This window comes from Phytobacter sp. V91, from assembly GCF_965644225.1.
Lineage (GTDB): Bacteria > Pseudomonadota > Gammaproteobacteria > Enterobacterales > Enterobacteriaceae > CBFFRJ01.
On the sequence record NZ_CBFFRJ010000002.1, the window covers coordinates 67,263 to 82,323 of the forward strand.

General features: G+C 53.6%; 16 protein-coding genes. 11 read left to right on the plus strand and 5 right to left on the minus strand.

Features of this window, described 5'->3' with window-relative positions; genetic code table 11:
• Positions 1–66 precede the first annotated feature (66 nt).
• The 9 genes from thpR (at position 67) to panD (ending at position 7,270) form a co-directional block, all read left to right on the plus strand.
• On the plus strand, positions 67–597 hold the full coding sequence (gene thpR / locus ACSZO4_RS00850) for an RNA 2',3'-cyclic phosphodiesterase (protein ID WP_437886939.1): 531 nt from the start codon (positions 67–69) through the stop codon (positions 595–597).
• A 12-nt stretch (positions 598–609) separates the two neighbouring features.
• Positions 610–1,332 (plus strand): DNA/RNA nuclease SfsA, encoded by a 723-nt coding sequence (gene sfsA, locus ACSZO4_RS00855; protein ID WP_437886940.1) that lies wholly within the window; start codon positions 610–612, stop codon positions 1,330–1,332.
• A gap of 156 nt (positions 1,333–1,488) precedes the next feature.
• Positions 1,489–1,944, plus strand: coding sequence for an RNA polymerase-binding protein DksA (gene dksA, locus ACSZO4_RS00860; protein ID WP_002463986.1), 456 nt, complete (start codon positions 1,489–1,491; stop codon positions 1,942–1,944).
• 128 nt (positions 1,945–2,072) lie between these two features.
• Positions 2,073–2,969, plus strand: coding sequence for a tRNA glutamyl-Q(34) synthetase GluQRS (gene gluQRS / locus ACSZO4_RS00865; RefSeq protein WP_437886952.1), 897 nt, complete (start codon positions 2,073–2,075; stop codon positions 2,967–2,969).
• 58 nt (positions 2,970–3,027) lie between these two features.
• Entirely contained in the window at positions 3,028–4,422 is a 1,395-nt protein-coding gene (pcnB, locus tag ACSZO4_RS00870) for a polynucleotide adenylyltransferase PcnB (RefSeq protein WP_437886953.1), read from the plus strand.
• 67 nt (positions 4,423–4,489) lie between these two features.
• Positions 4,490–4,975 carry a 2-amino-4-hydroxy-6-hydroxymethyldihydropteridine diphosphokinase gene (gene folK, locus ACSZO4_RS00875; RefSeq protein WP_437886941.1) on the plus strand — a complete coding sequence of 162 codons (486 nt, stop codon included), beginning with the start codon at positions 4,490–4,492 and terminating at the stop codon, positions 4,973–4,975.
• Positions 4,976–5,093: 118 nt separating this feature from the next.
• Entirely contained in the window at positions 5,094–5,888 is a 795-nt protein-coding gene (gene panB, locus ACSZO4_RS00880; RefSeq protein ID WP_437886942.1) for a 3-methyl-2-oxobutanoate hydroxymethyltransferase, read from the plus strand.
• 11 nt (positions 5,889–5,899) lie between these two features.
• Positions 5,900–6,754, plus strand: a complete 855-nt coding sequence (gene panC, locus ACSZO4_RS00885) for a pantoate--beta-alanine ligase (protein ID WP_437886943.1) — start codon at positions 5,900–5,902, stop codon at positions 6,752–6,754.
• A gap of 135 nt (positions 6,755–6,889) precedes the next feature.
• Entirely contained in the window at positions 6,890–7,270 is a 381-nt protein-coding gene (panD, locus tag ACSZO4_RS00890; RefSeq protein ID WP_039078406.1) for an aspartate 1-decarboxylase, read from the plus strand.
• Positions 7,271–7,428: 158 nt separating this feature from the next.
• On the opposite strand, the gene ACSZO4_RS00895 is transcribed toward panD, so the two are convergent.
• The 4 genes from ACSZO4_RS00895 to ACSZO4_RS00910 form a co-directional block, all read right to left on the minus strand.
• Entirely contained in the window at positions 7,429–8,673 is a 1,245-nt protein-coding gene (locus ACSZO4_RS00895; protein WP_437886944.1) for a polysaccharide deacetylase family protein, read from the minus strand.
• Between the two features lie 63 nt (positions 8,674–8,736).
• Positions 8,737–9,177: a PTS sugar transporter subunit IIA gene (locus ACSZO4_RS00900; protein WP_437886945.1), complete on the minus strand. Its 441-nt coding sequence runs from the start codon at positions 9,175–9,177 to the stop codon at positions 8,737–8,739.
• 119 nt (positions 9,178–9,296) lie between these two features.
• Positions 9,297–10,067, minus strand: a complete 771-nt coding sequence (locus ACSZO4_RS00905; RefSeq protein ID WP_437886946.1) for an ABC transporter permease — start codon at positions 10,065–10,067, stop codon at positions 9,297–9,299.
• Positions 10,064–10,990 carry an ABC transporter ATP-binding protein gene (locus ACSZO4_RS00910; RefSeq protein WP_437886947.1) on the minus strand — a complete coding sequence of 309 codons (927 nt, stop codon included), beginning with the start codon at positions 10,988–10,990 and terminating at the stop codon, positions 10,064–10,066. The genes ACSZO4_RS00905 and ACSZO4_RS00910 overlap by 4 nt, the downstream gene beginning before the upstream one ends.
• 106 nt (positions 10,991–11,096) lie before the next feature.
• Between ACSZO4_RS00910 and can the strand changes: the two genes are divergently transcribed.
• The gene (can, locus tag ACSZO4_RS00915; RefSeq protein WP_437886948.1) at positions 11,097–11,759 is read left to right on the plus strand and encodes a carbonate dehydratase; all 663 of its coding nucleotides are present in this window, start codon (positions 11,097–11,099) and stop codon (positions 11,757–11,759) included.
• A 66-nt stretch (positions 11,760–11,825) separates the two neighbouring features.
• Here the strand turns inward: can and hpt are convergent, their stop codons facing one another.
• Complete coding sequence (hpt, locus tag ACSZO4_RS00920) at positions 11,826–12,362, minus strand: hypoxanthine phosphoribosyltransferase (protein ID WP_437886949.1); 537 nt, start codon at positions 12,360–12,362, stop codon at positions 11,826–11,828.
• A 207-nt stretch (positions 12,363–12,569) separates the two neighbouring features.
• Here hpt and ACSZO4_RS00925 point away from each other — a divergent pair, with 207 nt between their 5' ends.
• Complete coding sequence (locus ACSZO4_RS00925; protein ID WP_437886950.1) at positions 12,570–14,957, plus strand: glucose/quinate/shikimate family membrane-bound PQQ-dependent dehydrogenase; 2,388 nt, start codon at positions 12,570–12,572, stop codon at positions 14,955–14,957.
• Positions 14,958–15,061 lie beyond the last annotated feature (104 nt).

Genomic DNA, 15,061 nt, shown 5'->3' on the forward strand with positions numbered 1-15,061 from the left:
ACCCTGAATTTGCGGGTTGCCGCCTGCCGCTGTAGCATCCCAGCAAACATTCACGGGGAGCCTGCCATGTCCGAGCCGAAAAGGCTGTTTTTTGCTATCGAATTGCCCGATGAAACCCGTCAGGCTATCGTGCGCTGGCGAGCCGAACATTTTGCCGGGGATGCTGGGCGCCCCGTCGCGGCAGCCAATCTGCATTTGACCCTGGCCTTTCTTGGCGAAGTGAGCGCCGAAAAACGCAAAGCGCTGGAGGCGATGGCCGGACGCATCACCCAGCCCGGCTTTAACCTGCATCTTGATGATGCCGGACAGTGGTTACGTTCGCGCGTCGTCTGGCTGGGCTGTCGCCAGTCCCCCCGTGGCCTTATTCAACTGGCCGATATGTTACGCGCTCAGGCTGCACGCAGCGGCTGCTATCAAAGTCCGACGCCGTTTCATCCCCATATATCCTTACTGCGGGAGACGCCCCATGCGGTTGCTCTGCCAGCGCCTGGATTCAACTGGTCTTTTGCCGTAACAGAATTTGTCCTTTATGAGTCGCAGTTTACCGGTGGCCGCCTGCGCTATACCGCGTTAAACCGCTGGACGCTGAAAACTTAACAAGGAATACGCATGGAGTTTTCCCCTGAGCTGAAATCCGCCACGCTGATTCAGCGCTACAAACGCTTTCTCGCGGATATCGTCACCCCGGAAGGCGAAACGCTGACGATTCATTGTCCAAATACCGGCGCAATGACCGGTTGCGCGACGCCTGGCGACACTGTCTGGTATTCAACGTCAGAAAATACTAAACGCAAATATCCACATACCTGGGAATTAACTCAAACCCGGGCTGGCGCATTGATATGCGTTAATACCCTGCGGGCAAATAGCCTGACGAAAGAGGCAATACTGGCCAATAGTTTGCCGGAGCTCACAGGCTATAGCGCACTGAAAAGCGAAGTAAAATACGGCACTGAAGCCAGCAGAATTGATTTCCTGTTACAGGCAGAGAACCGCCGTAACTGCTATATTGAAGTGAAATCAGTAACGCTCGCCGAACAAAAGAACGGTTTTTTCCCGGATGCAGTGACATTGCGCGGTCAGAAACATCTGCGCGAATTGATGGGCGTCGCGGCCAGCGGCGATCGCGCCGTTATCCTGTTTGCCATTCTGCATTCAGCCGTTGAACATTTTTCTCCAGCGCGCCATATTGATGAGCAATACGCACGATTATTGAATGACGCACAACGTCAGGGCGTAGAAATTCTGGCTTATAAAGCGGAACTTTCTGCTAAGAATATGACTCTGAGATTGCCGTTGCCTTTCACTTTGTCAAAGGCGGTCAATGATTAAGATGTGTTCTGGTCGCGTGCGCAAATACGCTTTTCCTCACAGGCTTGTCAAGTGTTACGTTTCGATATTTGCCATCCGGAAAAGCATCTGCTATTTATAGCGGCCTGATTTTCCCCCGAACACGGGGATCGATAGTGCGTGTTAAGGAGAAACAACATGCAAGAAGGGCAAAACCGTAAAACATCGTCCCTGAGTATTCTCGCCATCGCTGGGGTGGAGCCGTATCAAGAGAAACCGGGCGAAGAGTATATGAATGAAGCCCAGCTGGCGCACTTCAGGCGGATTCTTGAAGCGTGGCGTAATCAACTTAGGGATGAAGTCGATCGCACCGTCACACACATGCAGGATGAAGCGGCAAACTTCCCGGACCCGGTTGACCGTGCAGCCCAGGAAGAAGAGTTTAGCCTTGAACTGCGTAACCGTGACCGCGAGCGTAAACTGATCAAAAAGATCGAAAAAACGCTGAAAAAAGTAGAAGACGAAGATTTTGGCTTCTGCGAGTCGTGCGGCGTGGAAATTGGTATTCGTCGCCTCGAAGCGCGTCCGACTGCCGATTTGTGCATCGATTGCAAAACGCTGGCTGAAATCCGCGAAAAACAGATGGCGGGTTAATTTTTTTAATGACCGTTTAGCCAGTCACACTCCACCGAAGGCGCAGGCTGAGTAAGACCTGCGCCTTCAATTCAGGCTGTGCTATAGTCGGGAAAATTTTCCCGGTTTGTTATTTTTTGCCTGTCACTATGCCTGAACCTCACTATATCGGGCGCTTCGCGCCATCACCTTCCGGTGAACTTCACTTCGGCTCGCTTATCGCCGCTCTCGGGAGCTACCTCCAGGCGCGCGCGCAGCAGGGCATCTGGCGAGTCCGTATTGAAGATATCGATCCCCCACGCGAAGTTCCAGGCGCTGCCGACACTATTTTGCGCCAACTGGACCACTACGGCCTCCACTGGGATGGCGAGATCCTCTGGCAATCCCAGCGTCACGATGCCTATCGCGAAGCGCTTGCCTGGCTTAAAACGCAGAACCTGAGTTATTACTGCACCTGTACCCGCGCACGAATACAGAGCGTGGGCTGTTTCTATGACGGGCACTGCCGAACGCTGAACAAGGGCCCGCAAAATGCCGCAGTGCGCATAATGCAGCAGCAGCCGATACTCCATTTTCACGACCGACTGCGTGGCGATATTCACGCCGAAGAATCGCTTGCGCGCGAAGATTTTATTATCCATCGCCGGGATGGCCTTTTTGCCTATAACCTGGCGGTGGTGGTTGACGATCATTTCCAGGGGATAACGGAGATTGTGCGGGGTGCAGATTTAATTGCGCCGACAGTCAGGCAAATTTCGCTGTATCAGCACTTTGGCTGGCAGCCGCCGGACTATGTTCATCTGCCGCTGGCGCTGAATGCGCAAGGGGATAAACTCTCCAAGCAAAACCATGCGCCCGCCTTGCCGGGCGGCGATCCTCGTCCCATAATAATCAGGGCTTTACAATTCTTAAACCAGAGCGCAATACACGAATGGCAGGATCTCAGCGTCGAAGATCTGCTGGCTCAGGCGGTCACAGGCTGGCGCCTTGCGCGCGTCCCTGATGATGTGGATGTGAATACATCATTCTCAAACGCTTCGCGCTGAGCTATGATTAGCCGCTATTTTTTTGTCCTGACGTTTGTTTGACACTACGAGGTGCACTATTTTTACCCGAGTCGCTAATTTTTGCCGTAAGGTGCTAAGCCGCGAAGAAAGCCTGGTCGTTGAGGCTATTGTCCAACCTCAGATGACGGTTATTCCGCGTGAGCAGCACGCTATTTCCCGCAAAGATATCAGTGAAAACGCGCTCAAAGTGCTCTATCGCCTGAATAAAGCGGGTTACGACGCCTACCTGGTAGGTGGCGGTGTGCGTGACTTACTGCTGGGCAAAAAACCCAAAGATTTTGACGTTACGACCAGCGCCACGCCGGATCAGGTGCGTAAGCTGTTCCGTAACTGCCGCCTGGTGGGCCGCCGCTTCCGTCTGGCCCACGTGATGTTTGGCCCGGAAATCATTGAAGTCGCCACCTTCCGTGGACATCATGAAGATACCGAAGCCGATCGCGCGACCTCTCAGCGCGGGCAGAATGGCATGCTGCTGCGTGACAATATTTTCGGTTCTATTGAAGAAGATGCCCAACGCCGCGATTTCACCATAAACAGCCTTTATTACAGCGTTGCCGATTTTACCGTCCGCGATTATGTCGGCGGAATGCGTGACCTGGAAGATGGCGTAATTCGTCTGATTGGTAATCCGGAAACCCGCTATCGCGAAGATCCGGTGCGGATGCTGCGTGCCGTGCGCTTTGCCGCCAAACTGGGCATGAGCATCAGCAGTGAAACCGCCGAGCCCATCCCGCGTCTGGCGACCCTGATTAACGACGTGCCGCCTGCACGACTGTTTGAAGAAGCGCTTAAGCTGCTGCAAGCAGGTTATGGTTTCGACACCTACACCCTGCTGCGTGAATTCAACCTGTTCCAGCCCCTCTTCCCGACCCTCTGCCGTTACTTCACCGAAAAAGGTGACAGTTCGATGGAGCGCATCATTGCGCAGGTGCTGAAGAATACCGATACCCGCATTCATAATGATATGCGTGTTAACCCGGCGTTCCTGTTTGCCGCCATGTTCTGGTACCCGCTGCTGGAAACAGCGCAGCGAATTGCCCAGGAAAGTGGGCTGGCTTATTACGATGCCTTTGCGCTGGCCATGAATGACGTGCTGGATGAAGCCTGCCGTACCCTGGCGATTCCAAAACGCATCACAACGCTGGTACGCGATATCTGGCAGCTGCAGCTGCGAATGTCCCGTCGCCAGGGCAAACGCGCATGGAAGCTGATGGAGCATCCTAAATTCCGCGCCGCTTACGATCTGCTGGCGCTGCGTGCCGAGATTGAACGCAATAGCGAGCTACAGCGTCTGGCGAGCTGGTGGGGCGAATTCCAGGCTTCCGCGCCGCCGGATCAAAAAGAGATGCTCGACGATCTGGGTGATGAGCCTGCCGCACGTCGCCGCCACCGTCGTCCGCGCAAACGGGCGCCACGCCGTGAAGGCGCATAACATTACTGACTATCAGGCCTGCCTCGTGCAGGCCTGATGCTTTATTCTCCCGACTTCAGGAGCCTGCATGTCCCCGACCCTTTGCTATATCGCTATCGGCAGCAACCTCGCCTCGCCGCTGGAACAGGTTAATGCCGCCCTTGGCGCGCTGGGTGAAATCCCGCAAAACCGCGTGGTTGCAGTCTCATCACTGTACCGTACGCCGCCGCTCGGTCCGCAGGATCAGCCAGATTATCTCAATGCCGCCGTGGCGCTGGAGACCACCCTGTCGCCCGGGATCCTGCTGGATAACACCCAACGCATTGAGTTACAGCAAGGCCGCGTGCGCAAGGCAGAGCGCTGGGGGCCGCGAACGCTGGATCTGGACATCATGTTGTTTGGCGACGACATCATTCAAACCCCGCGCCTGACGGTTCCGCATTACGACATGCATAATCGCGGCTTTATGCTGTGGCCGCTGTTTGAAATCGCACCTGGCCTGCGCTTCCCCGATGGAACATTGCTCACCGACGCCCTCACACAATGCGGTGCAGACAAACCCGCCTTATGGTAAAACCCTTTTCTGCCGCCGCAGTTGTGATTGCTGTCGAACGATTGCCTAAAATCATTGTTCGTTCCGAATCATACTGCCAGAATGCGCCAGGATTCGTGTTTAGCCATCAGGAAACGTTATGAAACCAACCACCATCTCCTTGCTGCTTAAATGCAAACAGGAAAAAAAGCGCTTCGCCACCATCACGGCCTACGACTACAGCTTTGCAAAGCTGTTTGCTGAAGAAGGCATCAACGTGATGCTGGTTGGCGACTCGTTAGGGATGACGGTACAAGGTCATGATTCCACCCTGCCCGTGACGGTAGACGATATCGCCTATCACACCCGTGCCGTACGCCGCGGAGCCCCTGACTGTTTGCTGCTGGCTGACCTGCCGTTTATGGCCTACGCCACGCCGGAACAAGCCTTTGAGAACTCGGCGACCGTGATGCGCGCCGGGGCCAATATGGTGAAAATTGAAGGCGGCCGCTGGCTGAGTGAGACGGTGAAAATGCTTACCGAGCGTGCCGTTCCGGTCTGTGGGCACCTGGGGTTAACCCCGCAGTCCGTCAATATCTTCGGCGGTTACAAAGTGCAGGGTCGTGGCGAGGATGCCGCACAGACAGTATTTGATGATGCGCTGGCGCTGGAAGCCGCAGGTGCCCAGTTGCTGGTGCTGGAATGTGTGCCGGTTGCGCTGGCAAAACGCATCACTGATGCTCTGACGATTCCGGTTATCGGCATTGGCGCCGGTAACGTTACTGATGGCCAGATTCTGGTCATGCATGACGCCTTCGGTATTACCGGTGGCCATATCCCCAAATTCGCCAAAAACTTCCTCACTGAAGCCGGCGACATGCGCGCCGCCGTGCGTCAGTATGTGACCGATGTTGAGTCCGGTGTCTATCCGGGCGCAGAACACAGTTTCCATTAAGGAGTGTTGTTGTGTTGATTATCGAAACGCTGCCGCTGCTGCGCCAGCACATCCGCCGTCTTCGTCAGGAAGGAAAACGCATTGCGCTGGTTCCAACCATGGGCAACCTGCACGACGGGCATATGACGCTGGTCGACGAAGCGAAAGCCCGCGCAGATGTGGTGGTGGTCAGTATTTTCGTCAACCCGATGCAGTTTGATCGTGCTGATGATCTGGCGCGCTACCCACGTACGTTGCAGGAAGATTGTGAAAAACTGAACAAACGCAAAGTGGATTTCGTTTTTGCCCCTGCCCCGGCAGACATTTACCCGGCAGGTACGGAGACCCAGACGTTTGTTGATGTTCCCGGCATTTCGACCATGCTCGAAGGGGCCAGCCGCCCCGGTCATTTCCGCGGCGTTTCCACCATCGTCAGTAAACTGTTTAACCTGGTACAACCTGACGTCGCCTGCTTCGGGCAAAAAGATTATCAGCAGCTTCAGCTGATTAGCAAAATGGTTGCGGATATGGGTTACGACATTGAGATTGTTGGCGTACCAACCGTGCGCGCCAAAGATGGACTGGCGCTGAGTTCCCGCAATGGCTATCTCACCGCCGACCAGCGTAAAATCGCCCCGGGCTTAAGCAAAGTCATGAATGCAATGGCCGCTAAACTACGTGCAGGCGATCGCAATGCCGACGAGATCGTGACCATTGCCGAACAGGAACTCAACGACGGCGGTTTTCGTGCCGACGATATCCAGATCCGCGATGCCGACACCCTGCTGGCCTTGTCCGATGACAGCAAACGGGCGGTCATTCTGATGGCTGCATGGCTCGGCCAGGCGCGCTTAATCGACAATATCGTGGTCGAACTGACGCTGTAGACTTTGATGAAAATTAGGGCAATACTCCAGCTCTGACACTCCCCGTGCCGCAAAAGGCAGGGGGAAAATGGAAGGGTGAATTGCAGGAAGCCGCCCTTTATTTAGCGTTAATTATCAGTGATAAAGGTCCAATTTATGATTCGCACTATGCTGCAAGGCAAGCTCCATCGCGTCAAAGTTACTCAGGCCGACCTGCACTACGAAGGTTCCTGCGCCATTGACCAGGATTTCCTTGAGGCGGCCGGTATTCTGGAATACGAAGCCATCGATATTTACAACGTGACCAACGGTAAGCGTTTTTCCACCTACGCCATTGCTGGCGAACGCGGCTCACGCATTATTTCGGTTAACGGCGCAGCAGCACACTGTGCTGACGTCGGTGATATTCTGATCATCGCAAGCTACGTCACCATGCCTGATGAGCAGGCGAGGAGCTGGCAGCCGAAAGTGGCCTATTTTGATGGCGACAACGAAATGAAACGCACCGCTAAAGCGGTACCAGTGCAGGTGGCCTGAGTCACCTTATCGATTCAATCAGGGGGAGAAGGCGTGATCGATGCAGTCAGTCTGGACACGGACAGCGCGCAGAAACCGGAGCGTACACGCAGTACGTGAGGATTTCGAGCACTGCCCGGGTTCAAAATGACAAATAAGATAGCCTTCTACTCCTGATTTTATCCCTGAGGCTGATTACTGATTATCCTCGACATCTGCTCCAGTGAATCTTCCCGCAAAATATACAACCGCTTGAGCAACATCGGGTTATCCCCCGGTTTCACCTTTCCGCGCACGGTTGTCACCGCCAGATGAAATCCTGCGTCTTCTGCCGCCTGTACGGCTTTATCGTTATAGCCGCCAAAGGGATAAGAAAGAAACCACACATGGCTGTTGAACTGAGACAACGCCCGACGTGAATGCCTGAAATCCATCAGGATATTGTCATAACTTCGACTGAGCAGGATCGGATGCCTGGCATCATCAACCCGATGCAGAAAATGCGTGTGTGACTGAAAATCGAACACGTCGGCAATCTCATTAAGTTCTGAGATGCTCATAAACTGTAATGATTTCGGATCCCAGGGCTGAGGGTGGCGTTTAATACGGGACGAGATAATAAACGCCGTCGCCTTAAAGCCGTAGGCGTGCAGGAGCGGATACGCGTAGCGGCTGACTGATTTTAAGCCATCATCGAAGGTTATCACCACCGCACGGGCGGGCAGGTTCATGCGATTACGCACATAACCTTCCAGCTGATACATGCTGAGGGTGGTGTAACCCTGGTCGCGCAGCCAGCTCATCTGGTTGGTAAAGGCGCGAACCGATGTGGTGGTGGACGTGTGGCGAAAACGGCTGTTCTCTTCATCATGGAGAATATGGTGATAAGTCAGTACCGGGATCCCGTTGTCTTCCTGCGCATCCAGGCTGCTTATCCACGCGAGACGATCGCCAATACGAATTTGAAACCAGGTCTGATTAAGCCGGTCTTTAAGCTTACTGATAATGGGATAGCGCAGATTTGCCGCAAGGGTGCCAAAAGGAGCGCTTTTGTTATCCGCAGCGTTATACATCGGCGTATCCTGCCAGGTTACCAGGTTCTGATTACTGAGCGGCTTATTAAGATCCCCCAGACTGTCTTCGACCTGTTCATTGCCCCGCAGGGTGCCAAGGTGGCCTTTATCAATCCAGGCTTTACCAAAACCAAAGTTAAATGCGGAATAATCTTCAACACCTGGCACCACGGCGATAATCTGCCCGGCGCGCACATTGCCAACCGTAATGACCTTGTTGCCGATTTGCCCCCAGATATCAGCATCTTCCGTGACCTGCATATAGCGGGCAGGTTCAGGATTATGACTCACAAGTTTTGCTGAGGCAGAGAAGGAAAAACACAACAACAAAATCAGCATAAAACTCGGCATCAGACGCACCGGGTGAAGAAAAAACTGGCGGTATTGTAACAAAAGAGAAATGAATACCAATGGTTATTTTTCATACAAATCATGAAGTAAAACAAAGGGAGGATTTTTTTGCTGCTGATGCCAGAGGCTGCTCACCGTCGCCCCGCCCATGGCCACAATCTGGTTGCGAAAATCACTGCTGTTAAGTGTCGCACGTAACGGATACATCGCCTGCAATAACGGGCTATCGACGCCGGAAATCACCTCGCAATTTTCATGTTTATGGCTCATCAACGCGGCCGCGCGGTAAGGCGGCGCACCGGTGATATCGGTGAGAAAGACCACTCCGTCGCCGGAATCCGTCTCATGCAGCGCATCGCAAATCATACGGCTGAGCATATTGGTGCTCAGTCCACGATGAAAATTGACCGCCCGACACTGCACCAACGGCGCGAACTGGCTCTCAAGACTATACAGTAGCTCCTGAGCACGCTCATCATGGCAGGCAATAACCCATCCCAGCATAAGAATCTCCTTAGCAGACAGGCAGTTTAGCTAAGCGATCATCGGCCGTCGGTGACAGATATCATAGATTGAGGGAGCAAAAGATCCGGCGAGCATGGCTGCCCGCCGGAAAGAGAAGATTAGCTACGCAGGCCGCGTCCACGCTGGATTAAGTACCAGCACATAAAATAAAACGCGACGATAAACACCGCCAGTACGCCGACGGTGGTAAACAGAGGCACATCGGTGATCCCGAGAAAACCAAAACGGAAACCACTGATCATATAAACGATTGGGTTGAGGTGCGATAACGTCTGCCAGATGGGTGGCAGCAGGGTCAGAGAATAGAACACCCCACCCAGGTAGGTCAGCGGCGTCAGCACAAAAGTCGGGATCAGGCTGATATCATCAAAGGTGGTGGCAAACACGGCGTTCAGCAACCCCGCCAGCGAGAACAGGATCGCGGTTAACAGCAGCGTTAATCCGACAAAGAGCCATGAATGTACCTGAAACGGGACGAAAAACAGCGAAACCGCGGTGACCAGCACCCCGACACAAATCCCGCGCGCAACCCCGCCACCGACGTAACCAATGATCACGACATGGGTCGGTACCGGCGCAACCAACAGCTCCTCAATATTACGCTGGAACTTGGCGCTGAAAAATGAGGAAGCGACGTTGGCGTAGGCATTGGTGATCACCGCCATCATGATAAGACCGGGCACAATAAACTGCATATAGGTGAAACCATGCATCTCGCCAATCCGTGAACCAATCAGGTTACCAAAGATAATAAAGTACAGCGTCATGGTGATAACCGGCGGCACCAGGGTCTGGATCCAGATACGCATAAAGCGCTGGATCTCCTTATGCCAGATACTTTTGAGTGCGACCCAATAGAGCTGCATCATGCGCGATCTCCTTTTTTATCGTGAACCAGCGCGACGAACAGCTCTTCCAGACGGTTGGCTTTGTTACGCATACTTAATACCTGAATCCCCTGTGCGCTTAACTGGCTAAATACGCTGTTGATCCCCTGCTCACGCAGGACTTCCACTTCAAGGGTTGAGGTGTCCACCAGCCGGTAGTTGTAGCCTTCAAGTTTCGGTAGCGGGCTTTTCAGCGCCAGATCCAGGATGAAGGTTTCAGATTTCAGCTTCGCCAGCAGCGATTTCATGGAGGTGTTTTCCACCAGCTCGCCGCTCTGGATGATGCCGATATTGCGGCACAGCATTTCCGCTTCTTCCAGGTAGTGAGTGGTCAGAATAATGGTCGTGCCTTTGTCGTTGAGATCTTTAAGAAACCCCCACATTGAACGACGCAGTTCAATATCCACGCCCGCTGTCGGCTCATCGAGGATAAGCAGTTTAGGTTCATGCATCAGCGCCCTGGCGATCATCAGGCGACGTTTCATACCGCCGGATAACATCCGCGCACGTTCACCGCGTTTTTCCCACAGATCGAGCTGTTTGAGATACTTTTCGCTACGTTCCAGTGCCTCTTTACGCGCCACGCCGTAGTATCCGGCCTGGTTAACCACGATTTGCTGCACCGTCTCAAACGGGTTGAAATTGAACTCCTGCGGCACAAGTCCAAGCTGACGTTTGGCGTTGACCACGTCTTTTTCGAGGTCGTAACCAAAGACACTGACGCGGCCAGAGGTTTTATTAACCAACGAACTGATAATACCGATGGTGGTGGATTTCCCCGCACCGTTAGGGCCCAGAAGGGCGTAAAAATCGCCAGCTTCTACTTTAAGATCAATACCCCGCAGCGCCTGGACGCCGCCTGGATAGTTTTTTTTAAGCTGCTCAAGCTCCAGTGCAATGGTCATGAATTTTCACTTACCTTTTTCTTACACTCGAATGTGTGGTTGAAAAAAAACGGAGTTGACCTATATTAGCGCAACGCACTTCTTTAGTTACAGGTCATTAACGTCCATGAAAGACATAGATACACTCATCAGCAACAATGCACTATGGTCAAAAATGCTGGTAGAAGAGGATCCTGGATTCTTCGAAACGTTGGCGCAGGCGCAAAAACCGCGCTTTCTATGGATTGGATGTTCTGACAGTCGCGTACCTGCCGAGCGCCTCACCGGTTTAGAACCGGGTGAGCTTTTTGTTCACCGTAATGTTGCAAACCTGGTCATTCACACCGATCTTAACTGCCTGTCGGTTGTTCAGTACGCGGTCGATGTACTGGAAGTTGAGCATATTATTATCTGTGGTCACTATGGCTGCGGCGGCGTACAGGCGGCGGTGGAGAACCCGGAGCTGGGTCTTATCAACAACTGGCTGCTGCATATCCGCGATATCTGGTTCAAACACAGCTCATTGCTGGGCGAAATGCCGCAGGAGCGTCGTCTGGATACCCTTTGCGAGCTGAATGTGATGGAACAGGTCTACAACCTGGGCCACTCAACGATTATGCAATCGGCGTGGAAACGCGGCCAGAAAGTGACTATTCACGGCTGGGCATACGGCATTCACGATGGTCTGCTGCGCAACCTTGATGTGACCGCAACCAACCGCGAAACGCTGGAACAGCGCTATCGCCAGGGTGTGTCGAACCTGAGCAAGAAGCACAGCAACCACAAGTAATGCTGCTGACGCCGGGTACTGCCCGGCCTGCAAAATGAAGCCGGGTCAATCCCGGCTTTTTTGCGCTTATTCGTCCAGCATCACCACTTTACCGACGTACGGCAGGTGACGATAACGCTGAGCGTAGTCAATCCCATAGCCCACCACAAACTCATCAGGGATAGAGAAACCAACAAACTCCACGTCCACGTGCACTTCGCGACGCTCGGGCTTATCAAGCAACGTGCAGATGGAGAGTGATTTCGGCTCACGCAGGCTCAGAATTTCACGCACTTTTGACAGCGTATTACCTGAGTCGATAATATCTTCGACAATCAAAACGTCTTTGCCACGGATATCTTCATCCAGATCCTTGAGGATCTTAACATCACGGGTTGAAGACATGCCGCTGCCGTAGCTGGAGGCGGTCATAAAATCGACTTCATGTGACACCTGCACTTCGCGGCATAGATCGGCCATAAACATGAAGGAACCGCGCAGCAGACCCACCAGCACCATTTCGCTACCGCTGTCTTTGTAACGTTCCGTGATTTGACGACCCAGTTGTGCGATACGCGCTTTGATCTCCGCTTCCGGGATCATCACTTCGACAATATGTTTCATTTTAAAATAACCATATGATTTAAAAAACAAATCATTCAATACCGGTAACCTGATTCCGGTTATTGAAGCGCAAGGCGTGCAGTATACCAGCAAACGCATTTCTGATGCTTATCTGTCGATAAAGCTCATTTTGTGATGACGATCACACTTGTTAAATCCTATAATTAATTGCTACTAAAAAATTAACAAATTTAATGGTGTCTTGTTATGGCGGAAACAAAATCACAACAGTCAGGCCTCCTTGTGATCCTGACGGCGCTGTTCGCTGCATTTTGCGGACTGTATTTACTTATCGGCGGTATCTGGCTGGTGTCCATTGGCGGCTCCTGGTATTACCCGATTGCCGGCGTCGTGATGCTGGGCGTGACTGCGCTGGTATGGCGGCGTAAGCGGGCTGCATTGTGGCTGTATGCCGCACTGCTGCTGGCCACCATGGTCTGGGGCGTGTGGGAGGTGGGCTTTGACTTCTGGGCACTGACTCCCCGTAGCGACATTCTGGTGTTCTTTGGCATCTGGCTGATTTTGCCGTTTGTCTGGCGCCGACTATTTGTCCCGTCAGCGGGAGCGGTACAGGCGCTGGTCATTGCACTGGTACTCAGCGGTGGCATTCTGACCTGGGCCGGATTTAACGATCCGCAGGAAGTGAAAGGCACCCTGAGCGCAGATTCCACCCCTGCGGCGCCTATCTCTCAGGTTGCTGACGGTGACTGGCCTGCTTATGGCCGTAATCAGGAAGGTCAGCGCTACTCTCCCCTGAAACAAATCAACGCCGACAACGTGAAAAACTTGCAGGAAGCCTGGGTATTTCGTACCGGCGACCTGAAGCTGCCCACCGATCCGGGTGAACTGACCAATGAAGTGACGCCGATTAAAGTCGGTAACATGCTCTACCTGTGTACCGCTCACCAGCGCCTGTTCGCACTGGATGCCGCAACCGGGAAAGAGAAATGGCACTTCGATCCGCAGTTGAATGCTAATCAGTCCTTCCAGCATGTCACCTGCCGTGGCGTTTCTTATCATGAAGCGCGGGCTGAAACGGCCAGCCCGGATGTGGTCGCGGACTGCCCGCGGCGTATTATGCTGCCGGTTAACGATGGCCGTCTGTTTGCCATTAACGCCGACAATGGCAAGCCGTGCGAAACCTTTGCCAACAAAGGCATTCTGAACCTACAGACCAATATGCCGGACACCACGCCGGGGCTGTATGAGCCAACTTCACCGCCGATCATCACCGATAAGGTGATTGTGATTGCCGGTTCAGTAACCGATAACTTCTCCACCCGGGAAACCTCCGGCGTTATCCGCGGTTTTGACGTGAATAGCGGCAAACTGCTGTGGGCCTTCGATCCGGGCGCGAAAGACCCCAATGCTATTCCGTCTGATGAGCACACCTTTACCTTTAACTCCCCCAACTCCTGGGCTCCGGCGGCTTATGATGCGAAGCTGGATCTGGTGTATCTGCCAATGGGTGTGACCACCCCGGATATCTGGGGCGGTAACCGCACGCCGGAGCAGGAGCGTTATGCCAGTGCCATCGTCGCGCTGAATGCGACCACCGGTAAACTCGCCTGGAGTTATCAGACGGTTCACCACGATTTGTGGGATATGGATATGCCATCCCAGCCGACGCTGGCAGACATTACCGTTAACGGCAAAACCGTTCCGGTGATTTATGCGCCCGCGAAAACCGGCAATATCTTCGTACTGGATCGCAGCAACGGCAAGCTGGTGGTTCCTGCACCGGAAAAACCAGTCACTCAGGGGGCGGCAAAAGGCGATTACGTTAGCAAAACTCAGCCGTTCTCCGATCTCAGCTTCCGACCGAAGAAAGATCTGACCGGTGCGGATATGTGGGGTGCCACGATGTTCGACCAGTTGGTGTGCCGCGTGATGTTCCATCAACTGCGCTATGAAGGTATCTTCACGCCGCCATCGGAACAGGGCACGCTGGTCTTCCCGGGTAACCTGGGAATGTTCGAGTGGGGCGGGATCTCCGTTGACCCGAACCGTCAGGTGGCGATTGCTAACCCAATGGCCCTGCCGTTTGTGTCGAAACTGATCCCACGCGGTCCGGGTAACCCAATGGAGCAGCCGAAAGACGCGAAAGGCAGTGGTACTGAAGCCGGGATTCAGCCGCAGTACGGCGTGCCGTTTGGCGTGACGCTCAATCCGTTCCTCTCTCCGTTCGGTCTGCCGTGTAAACAGCCGGCATGGGGTTACATCGCAGCAACAGATCTGAAAACCAACCAGGTGGTATGGAAGAAACGTATTGGTACGCCGCAGGACAGCATGCCGTTCCCGATGCCGGTTCCGGTGCCGTTCAATATGGGTATGCCGATGTTAGGCGGCCCAATTTCTACCGCCGGTAACGTGCTGTTTATTGCGGCGACCGCAGATAACTACCTGCGTGCGTACAATATGAGCAACGGCGAGAAACTGTGGCAGGGTCGTCTGCCAGCCGGTGGACAGGCAACGCCTATGACCTATGAGGTTAATGGCAAGCAGTATGTTGTCATCTCCGCAGGCGGCCATGGTTCGTTTGGTACCAAGATGGGCGACTATATCGTCGCTTATGCGCTGCCGGACGAGAATTAAAAGCAAAACGGCAACTTCGGTTGCCGTTTTCAGACTGCTGACAAAGTCCTGGCCGTGAGGCCGGGACTTTGATCTAATTAAGTCAGTGCAATTAACGGACTGAC